Source organism: Salinicola halophyticus, from assembly GCF_003206695.1.
In the GTDB taxonomy this organism is placed as follows: Bacteria; Pseudomonadota; Gammaproteobacteria; order Pseudomonadales; family Halomonadaceae; genus Salinicola; species Salinicola halophyticus.
Genome location: NZ_PZJN01000009.1, coordinates 247,752 through 273,018 on the forward strand (window position 1 = coordinate 247,752; position 25,267 = coordinate 273,018).

Consider the following 25,267-nt stretch of genomic DNA (forward strand, 5'->3'; position numbering starts at 1 on the left):
AGTCCCAATCTGGAGGGAGGTAAACCTATGGATAAGAATCCCGATAAAGGTTACATAGCATTGCTGGGTTGGAGCCTTGGCGCCGTGGAAGCGGCAGAGAAATTCGATCGACGTTATGTGGTCGTAGCACCGGATTGGGCGGAGGAGTACTGCAACCAGCATGACATTCCCTACGTCTCATGGAATTTCGAACGTCTGAACGATCGCTCACTCGAAATTGCGGAAACGCTGAGAGATATGGGCGTGGATGCCGCCGTTCCGCTATTCGAAGAGACGGTGGAGTGGGCAGGCGCCATCAATTCCGTGTTGATGAAAAATCCGCGCCTGCACGGTCAGGCCGTTTTATTTCGCGACAAGGCGTTGATGAAACGACGCGCCCAGCTGGGTGGCATTCGCGTCGGCATTTTCGAAGAGGCGCATGAAAAAAGCGATGTCGTTCGCTTCTTCAAACGTGTCAACCAGACCTTGCTCAAGCTGGATGGCGATCCCGATGACCCCATCCATCTAAAAGCCTTCGATAAAGCCGGTTGTCTCGGACATCGGATCATTCGCTCACCGGACGAAATAGAACAGATTTCGGAAAGCGAGTATCCGTTATTGATGGAAAGCCACCTGGATGGGTGGGAATTTGCCGTCGAAGCCTGGGTCTGGAATGGCAAGATTCAGTTTCTCAATATTTCCGAGTACGTCACGCTGGGTTATTCCGTTTTCGTACCAGCGACTCCGGAACTCGAACGCTATCGCGAGAAAATCACTCGTCAGATCGAGCTGCTGATAGAAGCCTTCGATATCCGTTTCGGACAAATTCATCCGGAATATTTCGTGACCAACGACGGCACCATGTATTTCGGCGAGGTCGCCTATCGTCCGCCGGGGTTCAAGGCGTTCGAGCTCATCGAACGCGCTTATGGCTTCAGTGCCTATCAGGCATCGATGCTGGTGTTCGATCCCAAGACAACCGAAGAGGAAGTTGAGGCATTCTTCCCCACGCCTCTGGAAGATGCCAAGGGATGCGCAGGCTGCTTCGGGGTCTATCCGCGCAAGCGTGTGGTTAGCCGGCTCGAGCTGCCGGAGGAAACCGAACAACACCCGTACTTCGACTATCACGAGCTGACCGCGCCCCTCGAGGCGACGGTGACCAAACGTACCGCATTCGGTACCCACTGGGGCCTGATATTCTTCTTCGGCGACGACCCCGAGCGCATGCGTGATCTGCTCAAGCATCAGGAAGAACTTGATTTTTACGTCTGATCCGCGACAGTGCCTGACAATTCGTCGATCACCGCCATCGCCAGGTGAGGAGTCATATCGTAATGCCGTCGGATACCGATTCCCCAGCCGTTGAAGCGCGTCTAGCGCCTCGACTGGAGCAACTGGACGAAGCGCTGGCCATGCTGGCACAGGCGCCGAGCTTCTCTCGGCCCGCGCGTGCCACGCGTGTTTTCGACATTGCCCGTCGGGTCCTGCTGGAACCCGGCGGTTGCGAGGCGCTGGAGCTTCGCGCCGCGGCGATAGATAGCTCGGGACTCTTCGCCGACTCCGACTGGGCAACGCCGCAACATCTGTTGCCGGCGTTGACGCCGTTATCGCTGGGTAGCCCGGACGCCGATACGGTGACGATCGAATCGCTGAGCGAGCTGCGCCTGTTGGCGGTGGCAAAGGGCGATTATCCGCATGCCTTGATCTCCGCCGAACACGCCCACCACTATCTCACCCAGGTGCTGGCGCTCAATCTGCCGCGGCTATTCGATATGGCCAGCGAAGCGGAACGCGAGACTCAGGGCCGACTGGCCGACGTCCCGCGTACGCTCTTTCGCTATCTGGCCGAGCGTATCGGCTTCGAGTTCATCATCGACGTGATGATCGATGAAATCTGGCGGTTGCTGGAACAGCGCCCGCTGCTGACCGATTCGATCCGCCAGATGATTACCCAGATCGCGCTCTGCCAGGCTAATCCGGAGATCGATCTCGGCACCAGCGGGCAGGGCGCCGCACGCCTGGTCAGCAGCCTGTTCGGTCCGACCCAGGGATGTCGCGAAGACCCCGGTGTCGGCGTCTACGCGGAGAGACTGTCGGCGATGGACATTCCTGCACTACAGCAGGAAGCCTCCGGCATGGCACGCGCCATGCGCGATATCGGCCTCGTATCGCCTTACCACCCGGTGCTCCTGCGCTATCTGCTCGACAACAACGATCACCTGATCAGCGAAGCCCTGGGGCTATCGACGACCGGGCGCGACTGTCTGCTGTGCTATCACGAGTTGGTGAGAGCGCTGGTCGATGGCATTGCCTACCCGGAGACGGCGCAGGCCATCTACGGTCTGGCGATGTTGCTCGAGCGCGGCATTCTCTACCAACCGCCATTGGCTCCCGCCCTCTGGCGCCAGTTGGCACTGCCGCTGAGCGGAGGGTCGCGCCAGCGTCTGGCGTTGGCCTACGGGCAGAGCGTATCTCCCGAGGCGAGACTGCTCGAGGGCGTGCTGTGCATGCTGGGTCTGCCGTTGGGCGTGGGACAGGGCAACAACCCGACCTGTCAGTCGGCAAGAGCGTTGTCGATGTGGGCGTACAACGACCCGGATTACCTGCTGCAGATGGTGGCCTGGGCGGCACGCGACGATGAAATCGTGATGCAGTTCGAAGGCCAGCCGATCTCTTCGATGAGCAGCGGCGCCGGGCTCTCGACGGGACTATCGCTGGATCTCGATCCCGTATCGTTGCTGGTCGTACCCCATCTGGATCGCATCTACGCCGAGATGGGGCGGCTGTGCCTCGATCGCGAGGGCGACCCGCATCGTTGGGTCAATCCGGAGTTTCACGGTTGGTGGGCGGGACGGGGCTTCCATATCATCGTGGATGTCACGACCGGCAAGATCGAGGCGCCGGAAACCTTCTATCGCCATTTCTATGCCACCTATCATCCGTTCTACAACGGCAACCAGCCGCTGGTCCATCCTCAGCCGGCCGGCATCGCCGTGACCGATAGCGCATCACGTTTCATCGGTTGGCACGCGATCACGATTCTGCGCGCCGCGCTCGGCCCCGATGACACCATGCGGCTCTACTTCTTCAATCCCAACAACGACAGCGGCCAGGATTGGGGCGATGGTGTCGTGGTCAGCACCGCCGGCAATGGTGAACGCTTCGGCGAGGCGTCGCTCCCCTTCGCGCAATTCGCGTCTCGGCTCTACATCTTCCATCTCGATCCCCAGGAGCAGGGCGCGCCTGCCGACGTGCGCGGCGAGGAGTTGGCCGACGTGATGGGCTATCTGCGGCGTAGCTGGGGCGCGGAACGTCTGACGGAGACGTGAGACCGACCCGTTCCTGATTCAGTCGCAAAACGATTCAGTCACAAAAACGGCACCGCCGGAATCTCATGGATTCCGGCGGCGTTCGTTGAATCGACTGACCCAGGTCTCGCACAGGCGGACTCGCTCGCGTACGTGCACAGACGGCGTCGCTCGAACGTTATCGCGCTTTTCTCAACCGCAATGCTGCCACTGTCTGCGCGATGCCGAAGAGCAGCGCGAGAATGCCGATCCACAGCGCGGTGACGATCAAGCCGCTCAGCGGGCTGACGACCAGCGCAATCCCCAGCAGCAGGGCAATCACGCCGCTCAGCACCGTCCAGCCTTCACCCGGCACGCCGCGGCGCACCCGCAGCCCGAGGATCAGACGATTGACGCCGGCGACGACCAGCCATAGCCCGACGAGCACCAGCAGTGCACTGGCCATGGAAAGCGGATTGAAAATGGCAAACAGCCCGAACAGCACCGAGATGACACCGTAGAACACCAGCCAGCGCTTGTGGGCACCTGCCGGCACTGTGGCCAGCGTCACCAGGCTGGTGACGCCCTCCGCCAGCGCCATGATGCCCATGATCCAGGTCATCGCGGCTATCGCCGCAAGCGGCCGGAGAATGGCGAACAGTCCGAAAATGATGGCAATGACGCCAAAGGCCATCAAGATCCCCCAGCTGCGCCCCATGAATCCTCGTGCTCCGCTTGCCATCGTTCGACTCCTGATTGATTGCCCCCCTAGAATAGCAAAGTGCTCGAATCTGACCGGGTCGCTATGCTCGACTCCCACGTCGCTCGACGCCCATTTGTTCGAGACCACTTTGCTCGGCGCCCCTTTTCGTAGGAGAACGCTTGATGCGCGATACGACCTCACCCTCCGCCCCTCTGGCCATCGTCACCGGCGCTACCGCCGGCCTAGGGCTGGAAACCGCCAAGGGTCTGGCGAGCGCCGGCTATCGCGTCATCGTTGCCGGTCGCAACCCCGAGAAGGGCAAACTTGCCTGCCATGCGGTCCGCAATCATCAACCCGGCGCCGACGTTCGCTTCGAACTGCTCGATCTCGATAGTCTCGAGTCGGTGCGCCAGTTTGCCACCCGACTGCGGGAGAGTGAGTCCTCACTGCAACGGCTGATCAACAACGCGGGAATCATGGAACTACCCAGACTCGAGCGTACCCAGGACGGCTTCGAGCGCCAATTTGGCGTCAACTATCTCGGCCACTTCCTGCTGACGAGCCTGCTGTTGCCACTGCTGGTTGCCGCCGCGTCCTCGAAACCAGAATCCCGGCCACGCGTCGTTCAGCTTTCGAGTCTGGCGCATCGTAGCGGCAAGATTGATTTCGGCGATCTCGACAGCGGCAAGCAGTACGATCCCTGGCGCGCGTACCGGCAATCCAAGCTCGCCATGCTGCTGTTCGCCCAGGCACTCCAGAAACAGAGCGATCAGCACGGCTGGGGCCTCCTCAGCGTCGCCGCACATCCGGGGCTTTCCCGCACCGCGCTGTTCGATGCCGGGGTGAAAAGCCGCGCGCTGATCGGCAGCGCCTTCAAACTGGTGATGCCATTGATCAGCCAATCCGCCGTCGAAGGCGCCAGACCCACGCTCCACGCCGCGCTCGGAGACGATGTCCGCCCCGGCGACTACTTCGGCCCCGACGGCTTCAGCGAAACCAAGGGCGCGCCCAGACGCGCGCATCGCAGCAACGCAGCCAAGGACCGAGCGGTAGAGGATCGACTGTGGGAGGTGTCGTGTGAATTGACCGGAGCAGACTGGTCGAGCCAAACTCCTCAATCGAGATAAATTGTTATAATATAACAAATACGATTCGATATAGTGACCTGTAAATATCGTGCCTATAGCTGCCAAAACCACCATCCCCATCACGCTGCTGACCGGCTTTCTGGGTAGTGGCAAGACGACGCTGCTCAACCAACTGGTCAATCAGCCGGACATGGCTCGCACGCTGGTGGTGATCAACGAGTTCGGCGAGATCGGGCTCGACCATCAGTTATTCAGTGCCACCGACGAAACCGAGGTGGTGGCACTGGATAGCGGCTGTCTCTGCTGCACGATCCGTGGCGATCTGGCGCGCACGCTGCGCGATGCACCTTGGCGTTACTCGCGGGAAGGGAAGCGGCAGTTCGATCGTCTGGTGATCGAAACCACCGGCCTGGCCGATCCCGCACCGCTCCTGCATACCCTGATGACCGACCCCAGGATCGTCCGCCAGTACCGGCTGGATGGCATCGTCACGACGGTCGATGCCATCCATGGCCAGACAACGCTCGATCATCATCCGGAAGCGGTAAAACAGGTGGCAATGGCCGATCTGCTCCTGATCACCAAGCCCGATCTGACAGGTATGACAACACTTGATTCGCTACGATCGAGGCTGAAAGCCATCAATCCCGGCGCGCGTCAGCAAGCGGTCATTCAAGGCGGGATCGGCGCACAATCGCTGATCGGGTTGGGATTGATGGAGTCCGACGGTACCCGGCCCAATCTCGAACGCTGGCTGGAGGCGTATTCGAAACCACTGCCGATGGATGGGCTCGCCTTCAGCGCCGGCCCGGCCGACCGTGGTTCGCTGCTGGCGCCGAAGCTGGCCCACGCGACCGACCCCAACCGCCACGACGATCGCATTCGCGCTCACTGTTTCACGCTCGACGAACCGATCGTTCTTGCCCGCTTTGAAGCCTGGCTGGAGCTGATGCTCGCGCTGATGGGCGAAAACATGCTGCGCATCAAGGGCATCCTCAACATCGAAGACGGGAAGAAACCAACCGTCATCCACGGTGTGCAGCACATCTTTCATCCGCCGCTGGAACTCGACGCCTGGCCGGATGAAGACCGCCGTTCCCGGCTGGTCTTCATCACTCGCGATATTCCGCGGGAGTCGCTGGAGAGTTTGATGGTCGCGGTGAGCTGAGGCTCACTCCACCGTCACGCTCTTGGCCAGGTTGCGCGGCTGATCGACGTCGGTCCCCTTGAGCACGGCGACGTGGAATAAAATCTAAACATCACCTCACACGCGTTTACTCTGCCTATTCAATTTAGAAACTTTAGGCATACTCCACTTCACTGGGGAGCATATTTCTAGCTATAAGGCGTTACCCGATATGGCAAAAGAATCTCAATTTACACCTGTGCGGCGTCGGCGCGCCGATAGCGAGAGAAACCGTGCACGTTTGATCGAGGCAGCCAAACAGCTGTTCGCGGAGCAAGGTTCAACCGCCAGCCTAGAGCAGGTCGCACGCGAAGCGGGAGTTGGCATCGGAACGCTGTATCGCCACTTCCCCAAGCGCGATGTGCTGCTTGAGGCAGTGTACCGGCAGGAGATTGATGCGCTGGTCGATGCGGCAACGCAGTTGATGGTGGAGCGAGAACCAGTGACGGCGCTCCGTGAGTGGCTACTGCTGTTCGTGGATTTTCTCGATACCAAACGGGACATGGCTGAAGCGCTGAGTACCTTGATCCGCGACCCGGATGCGCTCTACGGAGAAACCCCGGCCCATCTTGCCTCGTCAATCGAGGCCCTAATCGGGGGTGTGGTCGAGGACGGCAAATTTCGGAGCGACATCGAACCTCTCGATCTGCTCCGCGCCATCGCCGGCGTGGCAAACATCAGGTCCAACAATAACTGGAAGGAGTCAACCATTCTAATGGTCGATGTCCTGATCAAAGGTATGCAGGTCGATCGTTGAGTTCAGAGCGTGATAGACCTGGCTTTTTACGAAAGGCCATTCGCCCGATGACGGATTCTTGACCCCTGAAACTTAGTCAATCGCATCTCGGACATGCTCGCCATTGAAAAACGGAATATTCCTCCGTATATTAAATCGGAGGATGCCTCCGTTTTTGAGATAGGAGCTCCTTGGGAAGTGAAATCCTTTCAGGAGTAAGGTGATGGCGACGTTCGAAACAACAGCAGAGCAAATGACATACCTGCGAAGCGCAGGAGTTGAGGAAAAAGTTAACTATCTTCTGGATCACGTCCAGATCACTGACGTATTGCAGCGCTACGGACAAAGCGTGGACACGCACGATTTCAAATTGCTCAGGACTTGCTATGTCGATGAGATAGAAGTCGATCACAGTCCAACGATTGGTATGGGCCGTATGCGGCTATCGTCCGATCGATGGTGCGACCTCGCCGACAGGTTTCATAGCCAATTGGATGGTGATGAGCACATCCTGATACCGCAGAGCATCGTGATCAACGACGACAAGGCGTTTTGTCACGTACTGGTGCACGCAGGTCATTTCTACAGAAATGCAAACGGAAGCCCCTTTCAGACACTTGTAGGCAGCTACGATCTGGACTTCACGAAAACGAAAGATGGCTGGAAAATCTGCCAATCAACTCAAGGCTTGAGCTGGACTGAAGGCAACTGGCAGTTTCACAGCGATATCAAGGATTCTCTGAGTGACGCTTGAGGTATCCAGGCCGCCTAGTCGCGCCTCCTAACGTCTGCTGGGCGCCATCCATATGACGTGTCTTGCTCGTTTAGAGATTGGCGAGACACGTCCTCCTGCCTAAAAGTCAATACCCGCAACCTCACTCCACCGTCACGCTCTTGGCCAGGTTGCGCGGCTGATCGACGTCAGTGCCCTTGAGCACGGCGACGTGGTAGGAGAGCAGCTGCAGCGGAATGGTGTAGACGATGGGGGCGAGCAATTCATCCACAGGCGGTACGTGGAGCACGCGCAGGTTGTCGGCGGCGGTCAGCGCCACGCCTTCGTCGGCAAACACGAACAGCTCGCCGCCCCGGGCACGCACTTCCTGCAGGTTGGACTTGAGCTTCTCCAGCAGTTCGTCGTTGGGGGCGACGGCGACCACCGGCATGTCGGCATCGACCAGCGCCAGCGGGCCGTGCTTGAGCTCGCCGGCCGGGTACGCCTCGGCGTGGATATAGGAGATTTCCTTCAACTTGAGCGCGCCTTCCAGGGCGATCGGGAACTGGGTGCCACGGCCCAGGAACAGCGCATGGTGCTTCTCGGCGAAGGCTTCCGACAATTCGGCGATCGGCCCGTCCATGGCCAGCGCGCTGTCGAGCACCGTCGGCAGGCCGCGTAGCGCCTGGACCAGCGTCGTTTCGCGCTCGTCACCGCGCTGTTTGCGCAGCGAGAGCGTCAGCAGCATCAGGGCGACGAGCTGGGTGGTGAACGCCTTGGTGGAGGCGACGCCGATCTCCGGGCCGGCCTGGGTCATCAGCGACAGATCGGACTCCCGCGTCAGCGAGCTGCCGGGGACGTTGCAGATCGCCAGTGAACCGAGATAACCCTGCCCTCCGTTCTCATTGCGGCTCTCCGCACGGCTCTTGGCACGGCTCTTGGCATAGCGCAGCGCCGCCAGGGTATCGGCGGTCTCGCCGGACTGGGATAGCGTCACGAACAGGGTGTTTCCCGGCACGACGACTTCGCGGTAGCGGTACTCGGAGGCGACTTCGACCGTGGTCGGCAGGCCGGCCAACTTCTCGAGCCAGTAGCGCGCCACCATGCCGGCGTGATAGCTGGTACCGCAGGCGACGATATGCACCTGCTTGACCCGCTCGAACAGCGCCCTGGCGCCGACACCGAAGCTGCTTTCGAGCACGTGGGAACCGCTCAACCGGCCCTCCAGCGTGGCGGCGATCACGGCGGGCTGCTCGTGAATTTCCTTGAGCATGAAGTGACGATACTCGCCACGGCTGGCAGCGGCATCGCCGTGCTCATAGGTGTGTACCGGACGTTCGACCGGCTTGCCGTCGGACTCGAAGATTTCGATGCCTTGGGCATCGGACAGGCGGACCACGTCGCCTTCCTGCAGGTAAATGAAGCGGTCGGTGACCTGCAGAAGCGCCAGCGCATCGGAAGCGAGGAAGTTCTCGTCGATGCCCACACCGACCACCAGCGGGCTGCCCTTGCGGGCGCCGACTATCTCCCGCGGCGCATCGGCGTGCATCACCGCCAGCGCGTAGGCGCCGTCGATCCTGTCGAGGGTAGCCTGCACGGCCGCCAGCAGATCGCGGGTTTCGGCACCGTCCTGATTGGCCCTGTCCTGCCGGCGAAAGGCGCGGTCGATCAGGTGGGCCACGACTTCGGTGTCGGTCTCCGATTCGAACGTCACGCCATCGGCTTCCAATTCAGCCTTGAGCGGCTCGAAGTTCTCGATGATGCCGTTGTGGACGATCGCCAACCGCTCGCGCGCCAGATGTGGGTGAGCGTTCACTTCGGAGGGCTTGCCGTGGGTCGCCCAGCGGGTATGCGCGATGCCGATGTTGCCGGTCAGGGTACGCTCGGCGAGTTTCTCCTCGAGCGCGGCGACCTTACCCTTGGCGCGTTGCCGCATGAGCTCGCCGGCTGTATTCAGCACTGCCATCCCGGCGCTGTCGTAGCCGCGGTACTCGAGTCGCTTCAACCCTTCCAGCAGGATGCCCTGCACGTTACGCGCAGCCAGCGCGGCGACGATTCCACACATAGTCGATACCTTTCAGAATTCGTTGACGGTCTTACTGATTCGCTTTACTGATCCGCGGGCCGTTCGGCGATCACCAGCGCCACGTCCTGGCGTTCGATGGCGGCCGCCGAGACGTCGTCGAGTCGCCAGTCGGTGACCAGCGTGTCGATGCGCGACCAGGGCAGTTCCAGATTGGGGATACGGCGGCCGATCTTGTCGGCCTCCACCATCACCACCACCTCGCGGGCAACTTCAGCCATCACCCGGGTGAGGCCGAACAACTCGTTGTAGGTGGTGGTCCCGCGTTCGAGGTCGATACCGTCGGCACCGACGAAGAGCTGGTCGAAGTCGTAGGCGCGCAGCACCTGCTCGGCGACCTGGCCCTGGAAGGATTCCGAGTGCGGATCCCAGGTGCCGCCGGTCATCAGTAGCGCGGGTTCGGACTCCAGCTCGCGCAGCGCGCCGGCCACGGCGAGCGAGTTGGTCATCACCACCAGACCGCGCAGCCCGCCCAGCTCGCCGATCAGCGCGGCGGTGGTAGTGCCGCTGTCGACGATGATGCGGTTGTGCTCGCGGATACGCGCTCGCGCCGCCCGGGCGATGGCCTGCTTGAACGGCGACAATGCCTGTGCCGGCTCGGCGAGCATCTCCTGAGGCAACGGTGCCGCCCCGCCGTAGCGCCGCAGCAGCAGGCCGCTGCGCTCCAGCGTGTTGAGATCCTTGCGGACGGTGACTTCGGAGATCGCGAAGCGGCTCGCCAACGTCTCGACCGGGGTTTCCCCGTGTTCGTTGACGTAGGCGAGAATGGCGTGGCGGCGCTGAGCAGTGTCGCGTTTGGGCATGAGTTTCGATTAAGTTAGAGTAAGTTTCGAAATCCGGCAATTAAGTTTCGATTCGAAAGATAATAGAGGCGAATCAAAACCGATTTCTCTCATGCCGTCAAGTGAGAGCTAGCCCCGTCAAGTGAGAGCGAACGTCGGCAAGCGTTTCGCTCACTGGCTGAGCAAGCGATAGCCGATGCCGGCCTCGGTCTGGATCCGATGCGGATCGTCGGGATCGTCGCCCAGCTTCTGGCGCAGACGACTGATGACGATACGCAGGTAGTGGGTGTCGTGGACGTGAACCGGACCCCATATCTCCGCCAGCAGCTGATGCTGAGTGACGACACGATCGGGTTGGCGTGCCAGCATCGCCAGCACGCTGAATTCACGTGGCGTGAGATGGACGGTCTCGCCGCCCCGAACGATCCGGTGTCGAGCCAGATCGATGGTCAGCTCGCCGAGCTTCAGCCCTTCGCCGAGGGTACCGGGCGTGGTCGTGCGTAGCGCGGCCCTTACCCGCGCCAGCAGTTCCTGAATGCCGAACGGTTTGGTGATGTAGTCATTGGCGCCGGCATCCAGCGCCGCCACTTTCTCCGTTTCGCTGGCGCGCGCCGATACCACCAGCACCGGCACCTCGCTCTGGGCGCGCAGGGCATCGAGCACTTCCATGCCGTCCATGTCGGGCAGCCCCAGGTCGAGGAGCACCAGATCGGGGCGCTGATGGTTGAACGCCGCCATGCCTGTATTACCGTCTTCCGTCTCGATCACCTCGAACCCTTGAGAGGTCAGGCTGATTCGCATGAAACGACGGATCTGGCGCTCATCCTCGATCAGCAGAATGCGCGGCCCGCGTTCTCCCTTCGCCAAATCACTCATTCCTGCTCCTCTCGACCGCGTTGCCGCCATTTTCGACCGCGTTCCCGCCATTCTCTATCGCCGTCCCGTCATTCTCCACTGCGTTGACCAATGGCGGATACTCCCCCTGTATGGGCACCTCGCTGGCGGGAGGTTCCCAGATCGGCAACCGGATCTGGATGTCGGTGCCCTGCCCCCAATCCGCCGGGCCGGCGCTGATCTCGCCACCGTGGGCACCGACCATGCCTCGGCAGATGGCGAGTCCGAGACCGCTACCCTGTGGCCCGCGGTCGCCCTCGCCACCGCTAAAGAACATGTCGAAGATGCGTTCTCGCAGCGCCTCGTCGATACCCGGCCCCTGGTCGGTGACATGGATCACCACCTGATCGGCCTCCCTGGCACCGGAGATGCGCAATCGCCCGCCCTGGGGTGAAAATCGCGCGGCGTTCTCGATCACGTTGATCAATGCCTGTTCGATCAGCGCCGGATGGACGTAAAGCAGTGGCAGGTCGGCGGCAAGATGACGCTCGACCGTCAGCGGTTCGACCACCGATTTGAGACGCTTGAGGGCCGAGGCGATGATATCCGACAGCGCGACCCAGTCTCGCTCGAGCTTCAGTCCGCCATGACCCAGCCGGGTCATGTCCAGCAGGTTCTGAATGTAGCGATTGAGTCGTTCGCTTTCACTGAGAATACCGTCGAGCAGTTCCTGGCGGTCGGTTTCGGCCAGCTGCGACCAGAGCTCCCGCAGCGAACTGGCGGAGCCGATGATCGAGGCCAGCGGCGTGCGCAGATCGTGGGAGACGGACGACAGCAGCGCCGAGCGCAGACGTTCGTTCTCCTCGGCCAGCCGCGCGGTGCCGAGATCGGCGACCAGCCGCGTGCGTGCCAGGGCGCTGCCCAACTGGTTGACCAGATTGTCGATCAGCGCCTCTTCGGCGGCATCGAGCGGACGCTCGCGATCTCCCAGCGCCAGCCCCAGCACGCCGCGAAGCGTGTCGTTTTCGACGACGGGCTCGAACCGCCAGCGCTGCGCGCTCAGGGTCTGGGTGCCGTGACCGCTCGGCCGCGCATGCTGATGCGTCCATCGCGACGCCTGGAGCGCAGGGGGTTCGAGCGCGATCTGTCCCGGGTGGGAGGCCGTGACCCGGGGCGGTCCGGCAGCATCGTCGCTCTCGACGAACACGCAGGGCAGCCCGAGCGTGTCGGCCAGCGCCTTGACCGCAATGTCGCGAACGCGGGCGTGATCGGCAGCGCTCGCCAACGAGCGCGAGATCGACAGCATCTCCTGGATCCGATGGCGACTCTCACGAAGTTCGCTCAACTGCCGCCGCACCTTGCCCGCCAGCTGGCCGGCGACCACTGCCACCAGGCAGAAGATCAGCACCGTCAGGACCTGATCCTGATGGATCATTGCCAGCGTGAAGCGCGGCTCGGTGAACAGAAAGTTGTAGACCAGAGCGCTGAACACCACCGCCAGCATCGCCGAGCGCGTGCCCGCGCGCAGCGCACTAGCAAGGACGGCAGCCAGAAAGATCAGCGACAGATTGGCCAGCTCGACCTGGGTCGAAAGCAGCTGGGCCGCCAGCGCCGCCAGCGCGGTGCCCGCCAGCGGCCACAGCCACTCCCGCGCCAACGGCGGTTGCCAGCGGGGACGAGAGGGCCGCGTCATCGCCTCTTCGTCGGCCAGCACGATCAGATCGAACGGCGGGCGCCGCGCCAGCAGCCGGTCGACCAGCGGTCGTCGCCATCCCGATCGCCACCCCGATCGCCACCCCGATCGCCACCACACGGGTTGCCACCACGCCTGTCGCCGTGAAGTCGCCCGTCCGATCATCAAGGCGGTGATATTGTGGCGTGCCGCGTGGTCCAGTAGCTCCGCCAGCGGGTCGTCACCGCTGAGAGTTTCCCAACGCCCGCCCAACTGCTCGGCCTGCTGGCGCAGATTGCTCGACTCGCTGGCCGTGGCGGGATCGACATCGCGAAGCGGCGTGACCTGCACGGCCTGCCAGGGTGCCTGGTGACGCTGAGCCCAGCGGCTGGCCGCCCGCAGCAGGCCGTGATCGCCACGCTTGCCTTTCACCGCCACCAACAGTTTTGCCCGCACCGGCCAGGGGCCCGTCACGCCGCTGGCGTCCATGACCTGGCGCACGTCGCTGTCGAGGCGATCCGACATCACGCGTAGCGCCAGTTCACGCAGCGCGGTGAGATTGCCAGGCGAAAAATAGTGCTCCAGCGCCGTCCGCGCCTGTTCCGGCACGTAGACCTTGCCCTGCTGCAGGCGCTCGATCAGCTCGGCGGGCGTGAGATCGATCAACGAAATGTCCCGGGCTCGAGCGATCAGCCGATCGGGGACCGTTTCGCGCATCCGAATACCGGTGATCCGCGCCACATCGTCGTTAAGACTGTCGACATGCTGGACGTTGAGCGTGGTCCAGACATCGATACCTGCATCGAGCAGCTCTTCGATATCCTGCCAGCGCCGGGCGTGACGACCACCGGGAATATTGCGATGGGCCAGTTCGTCGACCAGCAGGATCTGCGGTCGCCGCGTCAGCGCGGCGTCGAGGTCGAATTCATGGAAGGTGCGCCCATGACGTTCCCTGGGCGTCAGCGCCAGACTCGGCAGCTCGTCGCACAGGCGTTCGGTCTCCTCGCGGCCGTGTGCTTCGATGACGCCCAGCAGCACGTCGCCCCCGGCGTCGAAACGTTCCCGCGCGGTACGCAGCATGGCGCTCGTCTTGCCCACGCCGGGGGCGGCGCCGAGAAAGATTCGCAGCGATCCGTCATGACCGGCCCGCGTCGTTGCCAACAGGGCGTCCGGATCGGGGCGCTGCACCTCGCGGGAATGATTCACGGTTTCGATCTCCGACAATCCGCTTCAGGATAGCGGGCGCGTCTCGATCTCATTCGATAGCGTCCAGGGCCAGATTGAGTGCCAGCACGTTGACGGTCGGCTGACCGAGCCAGCCGCCGCTGTCACTATAGCGCTCGACCAGCGCGGTGACAGCCGAAGGTGTCAGGCCGCGCACGCGCGCGACACGATCGACCTGAATGGCTGCCGCTTCGGGGCTGATGGCCGGGTCGATCCCTGATCCAGAGGCGGTCAGCAGGTCCACCGGTATCCGGCCCGGCTCGACGCCGTCGCGGGCGGTGATCTGCCCGGTGTCGGCCTCGGCGCGTTCCCGCAATGCAGGGTTGCTCGGCGCCAGGTTGGAACCGCCAACCGCGTCGGCGGCGTAATCCACCGCCGATGGCCGGCCCTGAAAATAGCGTTCGCTGGTGAATCGCTGACCCACCAGCGACGAGCCGATGACCCGACCCTCCGCATCGGCCAGCAGACTGCCGTTGGCCTGATGAGAAAACCCCAACTGGCCCAATCCGACCACCACCAGCGGATAGAGCAGACCGAGCACCACCGCCATGAGCAGACTGAAGCGGATTGCCGTCAGCCAGCTGCCGGAGCCGGCAAAGCGATGGGCAGCTTGAGAGGTCTCATGGGGATCACCATGAGCGGAAAGGTCGTGACTAAGCGCGTCGTGACGGGAATCAGTGACTGACATGGCAAGTCTCCAGAAATCTCAGAACAGCGGACCGATGAGCAGATCGATCAGCTTGATGGCAGGGAACGGCAGCAGCAGGCCACCGAGACCGTAGATCAGCAGGTTGCGTCGTAGCATGGCGCTGGCGGAGGCGGCGCGAACCCGCACGCCGCGCAGGGCGAACGGGATCAGCGCGGGTATCACCAGGGCGTTGAAGATCACCGCCGACAACACCGCGGACTCGGGCGAGTGCAGATCGAGCACGTCGAGACCGCCCAGCGCCGGCACGCTGGCGGCGAAGATCGCCGGCAAAATCGCGAAATACTTGGCGACGTCGTTGGCCAGCGAGAAGGTGGTGAGCGCCCCGCGGGTGATCAGCAGCTGCTTGCCAATCTCCACCGCGCTGAGCAGTTTGCCGGGGTCGGAGTCGAGATCGACCATGTTGGCCGCTTCCCGCGCCGCCTGGGTGCCGGAGTTCATCGCCAGTCCCAGATCGGCCTGGGCCAGCGCCGGGGCATCATTGGTGCCGTCGCCCATCATCGCCACCAGCCGACCGGCGGCTTGCTCCTCACGGATCAGTTCGAGCTTGCGCTCCGGGGTCGCTTCGGCAATGTAGTCGTCGACGCCGGCTTCGGCGGCGATCGCGGCGGCAGTAATCGGGTTGTCGCCGGTGATCATCACCGTCTTCACGCCCATCTCGCGCAGTTGCTGGAACCGCTCGGCGATCCCCGTCTTGATCACGTCCGACAGCGCGATCACGCCCAGCAACACGTTGCCCTCCAACACCGCCAGCGGCGTGGCACCGTGGCGCGAGATGCGTTCGACCAGCGCCTCGAAATCCCCCGGCACGCGGCCTCCGGCTTCCTGTACCAGCCGGGCGATGGCGTTGGGCGCGCCCTTGCGCCAGCATCGACCATCGGCGAAATCGAGACCGGACACCCGACTCATCGCGGAAAACGGCACGACCTCGGCGTTCTGCGGCGAATCCAGCGTCGCGCCCTGATCGCGCGCTAGGACGACAATGGAGCGCCCTTCCGGAGTCGGATCCTGCAGCGAGCAGACACCGGCGATCTCCCGCAGTCGTGTCAGATCGACCCCCTGACACGGCGCAAATTCGGTGGCGCGACGGTCGCCGAGCGTGATCGTGCCGGTCTTGTCGAGCAGCAGGGTGTCGATGCTGCCGGCGATCTCCACCGCCTTGCCGGACTTGGCGATGAGGTTGGCGCGTAGCGCACGTTCCATGCCGGCAATGCCGATCGCCGGCAGCAGCCCGCCGATGGTGGTGGGAATCAGGCACACCAGCAGCGCCACCAGCATCACCGTCGAGGTCTCGATCCCCACGAACAGCGCCATCGGCACCAGCGTGACCACGACGATCAGGAACACCAGCGTCAGCGTGGAGAGCAGCACGGAGAGTGCCAGTTCGCTGGGCGTCTTCTGGCGGCTGGCGCCTTCCACCAGCGCGATCATGCGGTCGAGCAGCGACTCGCCGGGATCGACGCTGACCTCGACGATCAGCTCGTCGGAGAGCAGCTTGGTGCCGGCGCTGACGCCGCTGTTATCGGTGCCCGCCTCGCGCAGCACCGGCGCGGACTCTCCGGTCATGGCCGATTCGTTGATCGAACCGGCACCCTGGATGATTTCACCGTCGGCAGGAATCAGCTCCCCGGCGATCACCCGGACGCGATCGCCCCGGCGCAGCTGATCGGCGGCGACCGTCTCCTCGCCGCTCTGGGTCACGCGCCGCGCCGTCAACTCGCCACGGGTGGCGCGCAGGCTACCGGCGTGGGCCTTGCCGCGTGCTTCGGCCATCGCTTCGGCCGCGTTGGCGAACAGCACCGTCGCCAGCAGGACCAAGGTCACGATCAGTGCAAACGCCCCCTGTCCGCCATCCTCGGTAAACGCCATGCCGGTATAGAGCGCGCAAACCAGGGTGCCGATGGCGACCACCGCCATCACCGGATTGCGCGCCAGACTGCGCGGATTCAATCGTCGCAGGGATTCCCCCAGCAGGGGCAGCGGTCGAACGCGCAGACCTTGGGAGGCTTCGTGTGTTTGCATCATTGCCATGTCTCTTTCCTCGATCCCGTTTCCACCAGTCCCGCTCCGTCAATTCCGTTTCCGTCGACGCGATTCATCAGGGCAGGGTCAACTGCTCGGCGATCGGACCCAGCACCAGCGCGGGCAGGAAACCGAGCAGGTTGACGATGACGATGACACCCGCGGTCAGGCCGACGAACGCACCACCCTCCAGCGACAGGGTGCCGCGCCCTTGTGGCGCCGTGCGTTTTTCCATCAACCATCCAGCCACCGCCAGCGGCACCAGCATCGGCAGGAAACGGCCGACCGCCAGCGCCAGCACGCAGGCCAGGTTCCACCATGGCGCACCGTCGCCGAGTCCCTCGAAGCCGGAGCCGTTGTTGGCGAATGCCGAGGTGTATTCGTAGAGCACCTGCGAGAGCCCATGAAAGCCAGGATTGGAATTGCCGGTCAGGGAGGGAAACGCCACGGTGATGGCGGTCAAGCCGAGGATGATCAGGGGTTGCGCCAGAATCGCCAGCGAGATCCAGCGCATCTCGCGGGTCTCCAGCGGCTTGCCGAACAGCTCCGGCGCGCGGCCGATCATCAGCGACCCGATGAACGCCGCCAGCATCAGATAGAGCAGATAGCCGATCAGACCCACGCCGATGCCGCCGAAGGTGACGTTGACGAACATGTCCATCAGCAGGCCCAGCCCGCCCAGCGGATTGAAGCTGTCGTGCATGGCGTTGACGGAGCCGTTGGAGGTCTGCGTCGTCCAGCTTCCCCACAGCGCGGAGAGATCGCTGCCGAAACGCACCTCCTTGCCTTCGAGGTTGGGACTGCCCTCGACGGCGAGCCCGGCCAGCGCGGCGTTGGGCAGGCGCTCCGAAACCACGATCAGGGTGGTGGTGATCAACGAGAACGCGATCATCACCGCGCCGATACCCATCATCAGCCGGCGACGGCCGCTGATGACACCGACGGCGATCAGCGTTGCCACCGGAATCAGCAGCAGTGCGATCGTTTCGACAAGATTCGCCAATCCGGTCGGATTCTCCAGCGGCACGGTCGAATTGGGGCCATACCAGCCGCCACCGTTGGTGCCCAACTGCTTGATCGCCACCATCGGCGCCACCGGGCCGCGCGGAATGACCTGTGCCGCGCCGCCATCGAGCATCGTCACGCTCTGCGCTCCCTGATAGGTGGCCGGCACGCCCTGCCACACCAGGACCAGCGCCACCAACAGCGACAGCGGCAGCAGCACCCGCACCACGATCCGCGTGAGGTCGACGTAGTAATGACCGACACAGTAGTTACCGACCGAGCAGTTACCGACCGAATCGTGGCCCACCCCGTGCCCGGCGGGCGTTGTGGACGCATTGGTGCTGACGGTCGTGCTGGAGGTCTGGCGCTTGAGCAGCGTGCGCGTGATGGCGAGCAACACTGCCAGGCCGGTCGCCGGGGTCAGAAACTGCAGCGTGACGATGGCAAGCGTCTGGCTCAGGTAGGAGAGCTGCGCCTGGCCCGAATAGTGCTGCTGATTGGTATTGGTGGCGAACGAGACCGCGGTGTGCAGCGCCGTATCCCAGTTCATGCCGGGGATGCCATCGGGGTTGAGCGGCAGCAGGCCCTGGCTCATGAAGACGATCCAGGCAAGCCCGATCAGCAGCAGGTGAAGTGTCAACACGGCCAGCAGATAGGCCGACCACGTCATCGACGCCCGTCGGTCGACGCCGGCCAGGCGCATCAGGACCGATTCCACCGGCCCGAAGAGACGATCCATCACGGTGGATCGATCCGTATCCAGCGCTCGGCCCATGTAAAGACCCAGTGGCAGCGCCAATCCGATCAGCAGGGCATAGCAGAGCATCATCGCGTTCATGGCTAGAATCGCTCCGGCCAGCACAGTGTCGCCAGCAGGTAGACGGCGGTCACCAGAGCGATCGCCAGCATCAGGTAGGACATGAGTCACCTCCTCGTTCGAGAGGCACTCAGTGTCGAGTCGAGGGGCGTAAAAATGCGATGCGGAAATTCGCGCGAAGGCGTAAAGAAAGCGTAAAAGCGGAAATCAAAGACGGCGGTGGTGGCATTGCGCGGTGGGGGTCGGCATCATCACGATGAGCACGTATTCAGAGGGTGTTTACAAATTCGGCGAGCGAAGGCAAGACAAGGCGAAATAGGCTGAAAAAGCGGAGTTTACCAGGGGTAAATGAGCATTTTGAGGTCGATTTCAACGCCGTATTGTCGAGCGCAGACATTTTGTAAACACCCTCTCAGCGACAACGACAATCCGGTGACAGGTGGGCCGACCGCATCATGACCAGTCAGGAACTTCTCGGGAAACTCGTCAGCTTCGATACCGTCAGCCGCGAATCCAATCTCGCGCTGATCGAGTTCGTCCGCGATTACTTGAGCCAGCACGGCGTCGACAGCGAACTGATTCATAACGACGAGGGCAGCAAGGCCAATCTGTGGGCGACGATCGGACCCGCCAATCGGGGTGGCGTGGTGCTCTCCGGCCACACCGACGTGGTCCCGGTCGACGGCCAGCCGTGGACAGTGCCTGCATTCGAGATGACCGAGCGCGACGGCAAGCTCTACGGTCGCGGCACCACCGACATGAAAGGCTATCTTGCCTGCGTGCTGGCGGCGGTGCCGAGCCTCAAAGCGGCCGAGCTGGAGACGCCTGTACACCTGGCATTCTCCTATGACGAAGAGGTGGGCTGTCTCGGCGTACGCTCGATCATCTCGATGCTGGAGGGCAGACCGCACAAGCCGCTGGCCTGCATCATCGGCGAGCCGACCGAACTCAAGCCGGTACTGGGTCACAAGGGCAAGCTCGGCGTGCGCTGCCGCGTGCATGGTGCACCCTGTCATTCCGCCTACGCGCCGGAAGGCGTCAACGCTATCGAAACTGCCGCCAGGATGATCGTTCGCCTCAACGAAATCGGCGAGCGCCTGGCCGATCCCGCCCATCATGACGAGCGCTTCTATCCGCCGTTCTCGACCGTCCAGACCGGGGTGATCGAGGGCGGTCGGGCGCTCAACATCGTGCCGTCGGAGTGCCGCTTCGACTGGGAAGTACGCTCGCTGCCGGGCTTCGATGCCAACGAGGTCGAACGCGAGATGCGCGACTACGCCGACCAGGAGCTCATCCCCAAAATGCGCGCCGTCGAGGCGAACACCGATATCGTGTTCGAGCCGTTGCAGGCCTATCCGGGGCTGACCACCGAGGCCGGAAGCGAGGTGGCGCGCTTGATCGCCACGCTTTCGGATCGCGATGACTTCGGCACCGTCCCCTATGGCACCGAGGGCGGGCTGTTTCACGAAGCCGGCATTCCCACCGTGGTCTGCGGGCCGGGCTGCATGGATCAGGGTCACAAGCCCGACGAGTTCATCGCCGTCGAACAGCTCGAGCGTTGCGACGCGATGATGCAGCGGCTGGTGGAGCATCTGAGCGCATGAGGACATTCACGATGATTGCCAGACTTCGCTGGGCACCGCTATTCGGCCTGGCGCTACTGGTCGGCTGTAGCACCCAGGCACCGCAGCCCGGCTTCGAGCAGCGCCCGGCGAGCGTGAAAAGCGAGCTGGTGACACTCATTCCGGCCAGCGCCGATGACCGCGACGGCTGGGCGACGGACATTACCGCCGCGTTTTCGGCCCAGAACCTGCCCGCGACCAGGGACAATCTCTGCGCCACGCTGGCAGTGATCGAGCAGGAGTCGACTTATCGGGCCGACCCCAGCGTGCCCAATCTCTCGACCATCGCCCGGGAAGAGATCGACCGCCGCGCCAGTGCGCTGCATATTCCGGGCTTTCTGGTGGATGCCGGCCTGAACCTCGAATCACCCAACGGCAAGACTTACAACCAGCGCTTGAATGCGGTGACGACCGAGCGCGAGATGAGCGAGATCTTCGAGGATTTCATCGATATGGCGCCGCTGGGCCGCCAGCTATTCGGCAGCCTCAACCCGGTGCACACCGGCGGCCCGATGCAGGTCAGCGTCGATTTCGCCGAGGATCATGCTGAAAACTACCCCTATCCGATCGACGGCTCGATCCGCCACGAGGTGTTCACCCGGCGCGGCGGGCTCTATTTCGGCATCGCCCACCTGTTCGGCTATCCCGCCAATTACGACGAGCCCCTCTACCGCTTCGCCGACTTCAACGCCGGCTGGTATGCCAGCCGCAACGCCGCGTTCCAGGCCGCAGTGACCCAGCTTTCCGGCATTCCGCTGGCGCTCGACGGCGACCTGATCATTCCCGGCTCGCGTCAGGCCGGCCAGACCGAACTGGCGGTACGCACGCTGAAAGGTCGGCTGGGCATGGACGACGGCGAGATTCGCGACGCGCTGGAAGAAGAGGATTCCCTCGAATTCGAGCAGACCGCGCTCTACGAGAAAGTCCGCTCACTGGCGGAACAGCAGGAAAATCAGCCCATCCCCTACGCTCGCCTGCCGGGGATCAAGCTCGAAAGCCCCAAGATCACCCGCAACCTGACCACGGCGTGGTTCGCCAAGCGGGTCGACGACCGCTGGCAGCAGTGTATGAGGCGTTGAGGCGATTCTTTTGATTTGGATATAAAGCCAAATTCAATGCCGAGCGCTTACCACTGCGGGCTCATTGACCATCCTTCTGCTCGTGAATGCGAGGGGCAAGCCCCTCGCGCTCCCCTTTTTCGCGCCACGAGCGCACAAAACCCTGCGTCTCACTCGCCTGCGCTTTGGGTCGGCGCGTAAGGACATCCCTGTCCCAACGCGCCTCTTACGACATCCCTATCGCAAGACCCAGCTTGACGAGTGATTCGCAGCGTGCGCTCGATAGGCGCTAGAGGGTGACGAATTCCCGCTCAGAAAAGTTGGCGAGGCAGTCGATCAGCTCTTCGGCATCTTTACCGGCCGCTGCCAGCCCTGCTTGACGACCTGACGACTGCGCCCGATCGCCAACTCATCGTCTTTCACTTCACGAGTAATCGTGGAGCCCGCGGCGATGGTCGCGCCGTTGCCAATGGTGATCGGCGCGACCAGCGAGCTGTTGGAACCGATAAAGACGGCCTCTCCAATCTGAGTGCGATGCTTGTTGGCACCGTCGTAGTTGCAGGTAATGGTACCGGCACCGATGTTGGTGTCGCGACCGATCTCGGTATCACCCAGATAGCTAAGATGCCCCGCCTTGACGCCGTCACCGAGGGTGGCGTTCTTGGTCTCGACGAAGTTGCCTACATGGGCTCTGGCACCGAGTCGCGTACCGGGGCGCAGTCGGGCGAACGGACCGCAGTCGCTGCCCACTCCCATCTCGGCGCCTTCCAGATGACTGTTGGCCTTCACCACCGCGCCGCGGCGCAGGATGGTGTCCTTGATCACGCAGTTGGGCCCGATGACGACGTCGTCTTCCAGCGTGACCTGGCCTTCGAGAATCACGTTGATGTCGATCTGGATGTCCCGGCCGACGGTGACGTCGCCGCGCAGATCGAAACGTGCCGGATCCGCCAGACTGACGCCCGCGGTCATCAAACGCTCGGCCTGGCGCCGTTGATAGGCGCGCTCGAGTGCCGCCAGTTGGCGCCGATCGTTGATCCCTTCGACCTCGACCGGCGAGCTCGGCTGAGTCGCCTTGACCTCGACACCGTCGGCCGCGGCCATGGCGATCACGTCGGTCAGGTAATACTCGCCCTGGGCGTTCTCGGCGGAGAGCTGCGGCAGCCAGCGGCGCAGCTGTTCGGCCGTCATCGCCATGATGCCGGTGTTGCATTCATCGATGGCGCGCTGCTGGTCGTCGGCATCCTTGTGCTCGACGATGGCGACGACCGCGCCCTTGGCATTACGCACGATCCGACCGTAGCCGGCGGGATCGTCGAGCGTCACCGTCAACAGCGCCATGTGCTGCTCGTCGACGCCCTCCAGCAGGGTCTCGAGGGTCCTGGCCTGGATCAACGGCACGTCGCCGTAGAGTACCAGCGCCTTGCCGTCGCCTAGGCCATCCAGCGCCTGAGCCACCGCGTGCCCGGTGCCCTTCTGTTCGGTCTGTTCACAGAAGGCGAGTTCGCGATCGGCAGGCGTCGAACCGGAGCCAGCGAGCGCCTCGCGCACCGCCTCGCCGCCATGACCGACCACCACGTGCAGCCGGGCGTTCTCCAGACCCGCCGCCGTGTCGACGACATGCTGAACCAGCGGGCGGCCCGCCAGCTTGTGCAGCACCTTCGGCGTCTTCGAGCGCATGCGGGTGCCTTGGCCGGCGGCCAGTATCACGACGTCGAGGGTCATGGCGTTGTTCCTTTTGATCAATGAAAACTGGACGTCATTCTAGCGCTCGAGGACGTCACTGACAGATCTCTCGAACACCCCTTTCCTGACGGCCATAAAAAAGGCGACTCCGGAGAGTCGCCTTTCGGGTCTTGCACGGCGATGCCGTTAGCCGCGGCCGGCTCGATTGCGCAGCTGTTGCAGCGTACGCAACTGAGCGGTGGCCTCGGCCAGATCGGCGGAGGCGCGCGCGTAGTCGAGCTCGGTCTGCTTCTCGTTGAGCGAGGCCAGCGCATGCTGACGCGCCTGCTCGGCTTCCGCTTCGTCCAGATCGCTGGCTCGGGTGGCGGTATCCGCCAGCACCGAGACCACGTTCGGCTGCACTTCAAGGAAACCGCCGGTGACGTAATACAGCTCTTCGTCACCATTTTCCTGAATCACGCGCACCGGACCGGGCTTGAGCTCGGTCAGCAGTGGCGCGTGACCGCGCAGGATACCCAGATCGCCGGCCACGCCGGCAGCAATGAGCTGCTCGACGCTGCCCGAGAAGATCTCCTTCTCGGCACTGACGATGTCACACTGAAATGTGGCCATAGCGATATCTCCCGGGAGTCTGCAGGCTTACTTCATGCTCTTGGCTTTCTCGACGGCTTCGTCGATGGTGCCGACCATGTAGAAGGCCTGCTCCGGCATGTCGTCGTAATCGCCGTTGAGAATGCCCTGGAAGCCACGGATGGTTTCCTGCAGCGATACATACTTGCCGGGCGCACCGGTGAAGATCTCGGCGACGAAGAACGGCTGCGACAGGAAGCGCTGAATCTTACGCGCTCGTGCCACGGCCAGCTTATCCTCGTCGGACAGCTCGTCCATCCCCAGGATGGCGATGATGTCCTTGAGCTCCTTGTAGCGCTGCAGCACGTTCTGCACGCCGCGAGCGATATTGTAGTGCTCTTCGCCGACGACCAGCGGATCGAGCTGACGCGAGGTGGAGTCGAGCGGATCGACGGCCGGATAGATACCCAGCTCGGCGATCGAACGCGACAGCGTCACGGTCGAATCGAGGTGAGCGAAGGTGGTCGCCGGAGACGGGTCGGTCAAGTCATCCGCGGGCACGTAGACGGCCTGGACGGAAGTGATCGAGCCGGTCTTGGTCGAGGTGATGCGCTCCTGCAGGGCGCCCATCTCTTCCGCCAGCGTCGGCTGATAGCCTACTGCCGACGGCATACGACCGAGCAGCGCCGACACTTCGGTACCGGCCAGCGTGTAGCGGTAGATGTTGTCGACGAACAGCAGCACGTCGCGACCTTCGTCACGGAAGTTCTCGGCGATGGTCAGGCCGGTCAACGCGACGCGCAGACGGTTGCCCGGGGGCTCGTTCATCTGGCCGTAGACCAGCGCGACCTTGTCGAGAACGTTGGATTCCTTCATCTCGTGATAGAAGTCGTTACCTTCACGAGTACGCTCGCCGACACCGGCGAACACGGAATAGCCGCTGTGCTCGGTGGCGATGTTACGGATCAGTTCCATCATGTTGACGGTCTTGCCGACACCGGCACCGCCGAACAGACCGACCTTGCCGCCCTTGGCGAACGGGCAGACCAGATCGATGACCTTGATGCCGGTCTCCAGCAGATCGCTGGAAGCGGCCTGATCCGCGTAGCCGGGCGCCTGACGGTGGATCGGCATGCGCACGGCATCGTCACCAATGTCGCCGGCATCGTCGATTGGCTGACCCAGCACGTTCATGATCCGGCCCAGCGTCTGCGTGCCCACCGGCACGGAGATCGCGGCACCGGTATTCACGACCTCGATGCCACGCTGAAGTCCTTCACTGGAGCCCATGACGATGGCGCGAACCACGCCGTCACCCAGCTGCTGCTGTACTTCGAGAACGGCCTCTCTGCCCGAGACCGTCAGCGCGTCGTAGACCTTGGGCACGTCGTCCCGCGGGAATTCTACGTCAACCACCGCGCCTATGATTTGTACGATACGTCCGCTCATAGTGGTTCCTCGTAAACCTGCAAATGAAACCTGTAGGGCGCCGCGT

19 protein-coding genes are annotated in these 25,267 nt (G+C 62.9%); 8 read left to right on the forward strand and 11 right to left on the reverse strand.

Translation table 11 applies throughout. The annotated features are described in order from the left end of the window. Positions 1-27 precede the first annotated feature (27 nt). Positions 28-1,251, forward strand: a complete 1,224-nt coding sequence (locus tag DOM58_RS15090) for an ATP-grasp domain-containing protein (protein ID WP_110693539.1) — start codon at positions 28-30, stop codon at positions 1,249-1,251. Positions 1,252-1,313: 62 nt separating this feature from the next. Beyond that, positions 1,314-3,308: a hypothetical protein gene (locus DOM58_RS15095; protein ID WP_110693540.1), complete on the forward strand. Its 1,995-nt coding sequence runs from the start codon at positions 1,314-1,316 to the stop codon at positions 3,306-3,308. 157 nt (positions 3,309-3,465) lie between these two features. Here DOM58_RS15095 and DOM58_RS15100 read toward each other — a convergent pair whose 3' ends face one another. Next, positions 3,466-4,008 (reverse strand): HdeD family acid-resistance protein, encoded by a 543-nt coding sequence (locus DOM58_RS15100; protein WP_110693541.1) that lies wholly within the window; start codon positions 4,006-4,008, stop codon positions 3,466-3,468. 143 nt (positions 4,009-4,151) lie between these two features. On the opposite strand from DOM58_RS15100, the gene DOM58_RS15105 reads away from it, so the two are divergent. From DOM58_RS15105 to DOM58_RS15120, 4 genes are all read left to right on the forward strand, one after another. Continuing rightward, a complete protein-coding gene (locus tag DOM58_RS15105) occupies positions 4,152-5,096 on the forward strand; it encodes an oxidoreductase (RefSeq protein ID WP_110693542.1) in 945 nt (314 codons plus the stop codon). Between the two features lie 49 nt (positions 5,097-5,145). Continuing rightward, entirely contained in the window at positions 5,146-6,225 is a 1,080-nt protein-coding gene (locus tag DOM58_RS15110; protein ID WP_245392294.1) for a CobW family GTP-binding protein, read from the forward strand. A gap of 190 nt (positions 6,226-6,415) precedes the next feature. Beyond that, a complete protein-coding gene (locus tag DOM58_RS15115; protein WP_110693543.1) occupies positions 6,416-7,000 on the forward strand; it encodes a TetR/AcrR family transcriptional regulator in 585 nt (194 codons plus the stop codon). A 202-nt stretch (positions 7,001-7,202) separates the two neighbouring features. Beyond that, a complete protein-coding gene (locus DOM58_RS15120; protein WP_110693544.1) occupies positions 7,203-7,733 on the forward strand; it encodes a nuclear transport factor 2 family protein in 531 nt (176 codons plus the stop codon). A gap of 121 nt (positions 7,734-7,854) precedes the next feature. Here the strand turns inward: DOM58_RS15120 and glmS are convergent, their stop codons facing one another. The 7 genes from glmS to kdpA all read right to left on the reverse strand — a co-directional run bounded on the left by glmS (position 7,855) and on the right by kdpA (position 18,857). Further along, positions 7,855-9,756: a glutamine--fructose-6-phosphate transaminase (isomerizing) gene (gene glmS, locus DOM58_RS15125; protein WP_110693545.1), complete on the reverse strand. Its 1,902-nt coding sequence runs from the start codon at positions 9,754-9,756 to the stop codon at positions 7,855-7,857. A gap of 44 nt (positions 9,757-9,800) precedes the next feature. Further along, positions 9,801-10,577, reverse strand: a complete 777-nt coding sequence (locus tag DOM58_RS15130; protein WP_110693546.1) for a DeoR/GlpR family DNA-binding transcription regulator — start codon at positions 10,575-10,577, stop codon at positions 9,801-9,803. Positions 10,578-10,727: 150 nt separating this feature from the next. Next, positions 10,728-11,432, reverse strand: coding sequence for a response regulator (locus DOM58_RS15135; protein ID WP_110693547.1), 705 nt, complete (start codon positions 11,430-11,432; stop codon positions 10,728-10,730). Further along, complete coding sequence (locus tag DOM58_RS15140) at positions 11,425-14,268, reverse strand: sensor histidine kinase (protein WP_110693709.1); 2,844 nt, start codon at positions 14,266-14,268, stop codon at positions 11,425-11,427. The genes DOM58_RS15135 and DOM58_RS15140 overlap by 8 nt, the downstream gene beginning before the upstream one ends. A gap of 49 nt (positions 14,269-14,317) precedes the next feature. Then, positions 14,318-14,974 (reverse strand): potassium-transporting ATPase subunit KdpC, encoded by a 657-nt coding sequence (gene kdpC, locus DOM58_RS15145; RefSeq protein ID WP_110693548.1) that lies wholly within the window; start codon positions 14,972-14,974, stop codon positions 14,318-14,320. Positions 14,975-14,992: 18 nt separating this feature from the next. Further along, positions 14,993-17,023: a potassium-transporting ATPase subunit KdpB gene (kdpB, locus tag DOM58_RS15150; protein WP_223162196.1), complete on the reverse strand. Its 2,031-nt coding sequence runs from the start codon at positions 17,021-17,023 to the stop codon at positions 14,993-14,995. A 67-nt stretch (positions 17,024-17,090) separates the two neighbouring features. Further along, positions 17,091-18,857: a potassium-transporting ATPase subunit KdpA gene (gene kdpA / locus DOM58_RS15155; RefSeq protein WP_110693549.1), complete on the reverse strand. Its 1,767-nt coding sequence runs from the start codon at positions 18,855-18,857 to the stop codon at positions 17,091-17,093. 434 nt (positions 18,858-19,291) lie between these two features. On the opposite strand from kdpA, the gene argE reads away from it, so the two are divergent. Beyond that, positions 19,292-20,440 carry an acetylornithine deacetylase gene (gene argE / locus DOM58_RS15165; protein WP_110693550.1) on the forward strand — a complete coding sequence of 383 codons (1,149 nt, stop codon included), beginning with the start codon at positions 19,292-19,294 and terminating at the stop codon, positions 20,438-20,440. A gap of 11 nt (positions 20,441-20,451) precedes the next feature. Next, on the forward strand, positions 20,452-21,537 hold the full coding sequence (locus tag DOM58_RS15170) for a DUF1615 domain-containing protein (protein WP_157957564.1): 1,086 nt from the start codon (positions 20,452-20,454) through the stop codon (positions 21,535-21,537). Positions 21,538-21,852: 315 nt separating this feature from the next. On the opposite strand, the gene glmU is transcribed toward DOM58_RS15170, so the two are convergent. The 3 genes from glmU to atpD form a co-directional block, all read right to left on the reverse strand. Next, positions 21,853-23,241, reverse strand: a complete 1,389-nt coding sequence (gene glmU / locus DOM58_RS15175; protein WP_110693552.1) for a bifunctional UDP-N-acetylglucosamine diphosphorylase/glucosamine-1-phosphate N-acetyltransferase GlmU — start codon at positions 23,239-23,241, stop codon at positions 21,853-21,855. A 147-nt stretch (positions 23,242-23,388) separates the two neighbouring features. Then, a complete protein-coding gene (locus DOM58_RS15180; RefSeq protein WP_110693553.1) occupies positions 23,389-23,814 on the reverse strand; it encodes a F0F1 ATP synthase subunit epsilon in 426 nt (141 codons plus the stop codon). Between the two features lie 27 nt (positions 23,815-23,841). Next, entirely contained in the window at positions 23,842-25,221 is a 1,380-nt protein-coding gene (gene atpD / locus DOM58_RS15185) for a F0F1 ATP synthase subunit beta (RefSeq protein ID WP_075561474.1), read from the reverse strand. Positions 25,222-25,267 lie beyond the last annotated feature (46 nt).

Coding starts and splice junctions, on each gene's coding strand:
- glmS (WP_110693545.1), bottom strand. CDS start 9,756: ATGTGTGGAATCGTCGCCGCGCTGGCTGCGCGTAACGTGCAGGGCATC.
- DOM58_RS15120 (WP_110693544.1), top strand. CDS start 7,203: ATGGCGACGTTCGAAACAACAGCAGAGCAAATGACATACCTGCGAAGC.
- atpD (WP_075561474.1), bottom strand. CDS start 25,221: ATGAGCGGACGTATCGTACAAATCATAGGCGCGGTGGTTGACGTAGAA.
- kdpA (WP_110693549.1), bottom strand. CDS start 18,857: ATGAACGCGATGATGCTCTGCTATGCCCTGCTGATCGGATTGGCGCTG.
- DOM58_RS15135 (WP_110693547.1), bottom strand. CDS start 11,432: ATGAGTGATTTGGCGAAGGGAGAACGCGGGCCGCGCATTCTGCTGATC.
- kdpC (WP_110693548.1), bottom strand. CDS start 14,974: ATGTCAGTCACTGATTCCCGTCACGACGCGCTTAGTCACGACCTTTCC.
- DOM58_RS15130 (WP_110693546.1), bottom strand. CDS start 10,577: ATGCCCAAACGCGACACTGCTCAGCGCCGCCACGCCATTCTCGCCTAC.
- DOM58_RS15090 (WP_110693539.1), top strand. CDS start 28: ATGGATAAGAATCCCGATAAAGGTTACATAGCATTGCTGGGTTGGAGC.
- DOM58_RS15100 (WP_110693541.1), bottom strand. CDS start 4,008: ATGGCAAGCGGAGCACGAGGATTCATGGGGCGCAGCTGGGGGATCTTG.
- DOM58_RS15115 (WP_110693543.1), top strand. CDS start 6,416: ATGGCAAAAGAATCTCAATTTACACCTGTGCGGCGTCGGCGCGCCGAT.
- argE (WP_110693550.1), top strand. CDS start 19,292: ATGACCAGTCAGGAACTTCTCGGGAAACTCGTCAGCTTCGATACCGTC.
- DOM58_RS15095 (WP_110693540.1), top strand. CDS start 1,314: ATGCCGTCGGATACCGATTCCCCAGCCGTTGAAGCGCGTCTAGCGCCT.
- DOM58_RS15180 (WP_110693553.1), bottom strand. CDS start 23,814: ATGGCCACATTTCAGTGTGACATCGTCAGTGCCGAGAAGGAGATCTTC.
- glmU (WP_110693552.1), bottom strand. CDS start 23,241: ATGACCCTCGACGTCGTGATACTGGCCGCCGGCCAAGGCACCCGCATG.
- DOM58_RS15170 (WP_157957564.1), top strand. CDS start 20,452: ATGATTGCCAGACTTCGCTGGGCACCGCTATTCGGCCTGGCGCTACTG.
- kdpB (WP_223162196.1), bottom strand. CDS start 17,023: ATGGCAATGATGCAAACACACGAAGCCTCCCAAGGTCTGCGCGTTCGA.
- DOM58_RS15105 (WP_110693542.1), top strand. CDS start 4,152: ATGCGCGATACGACCTCACCCTCCGCCCCTCTGGCCATCGTCACCGGC.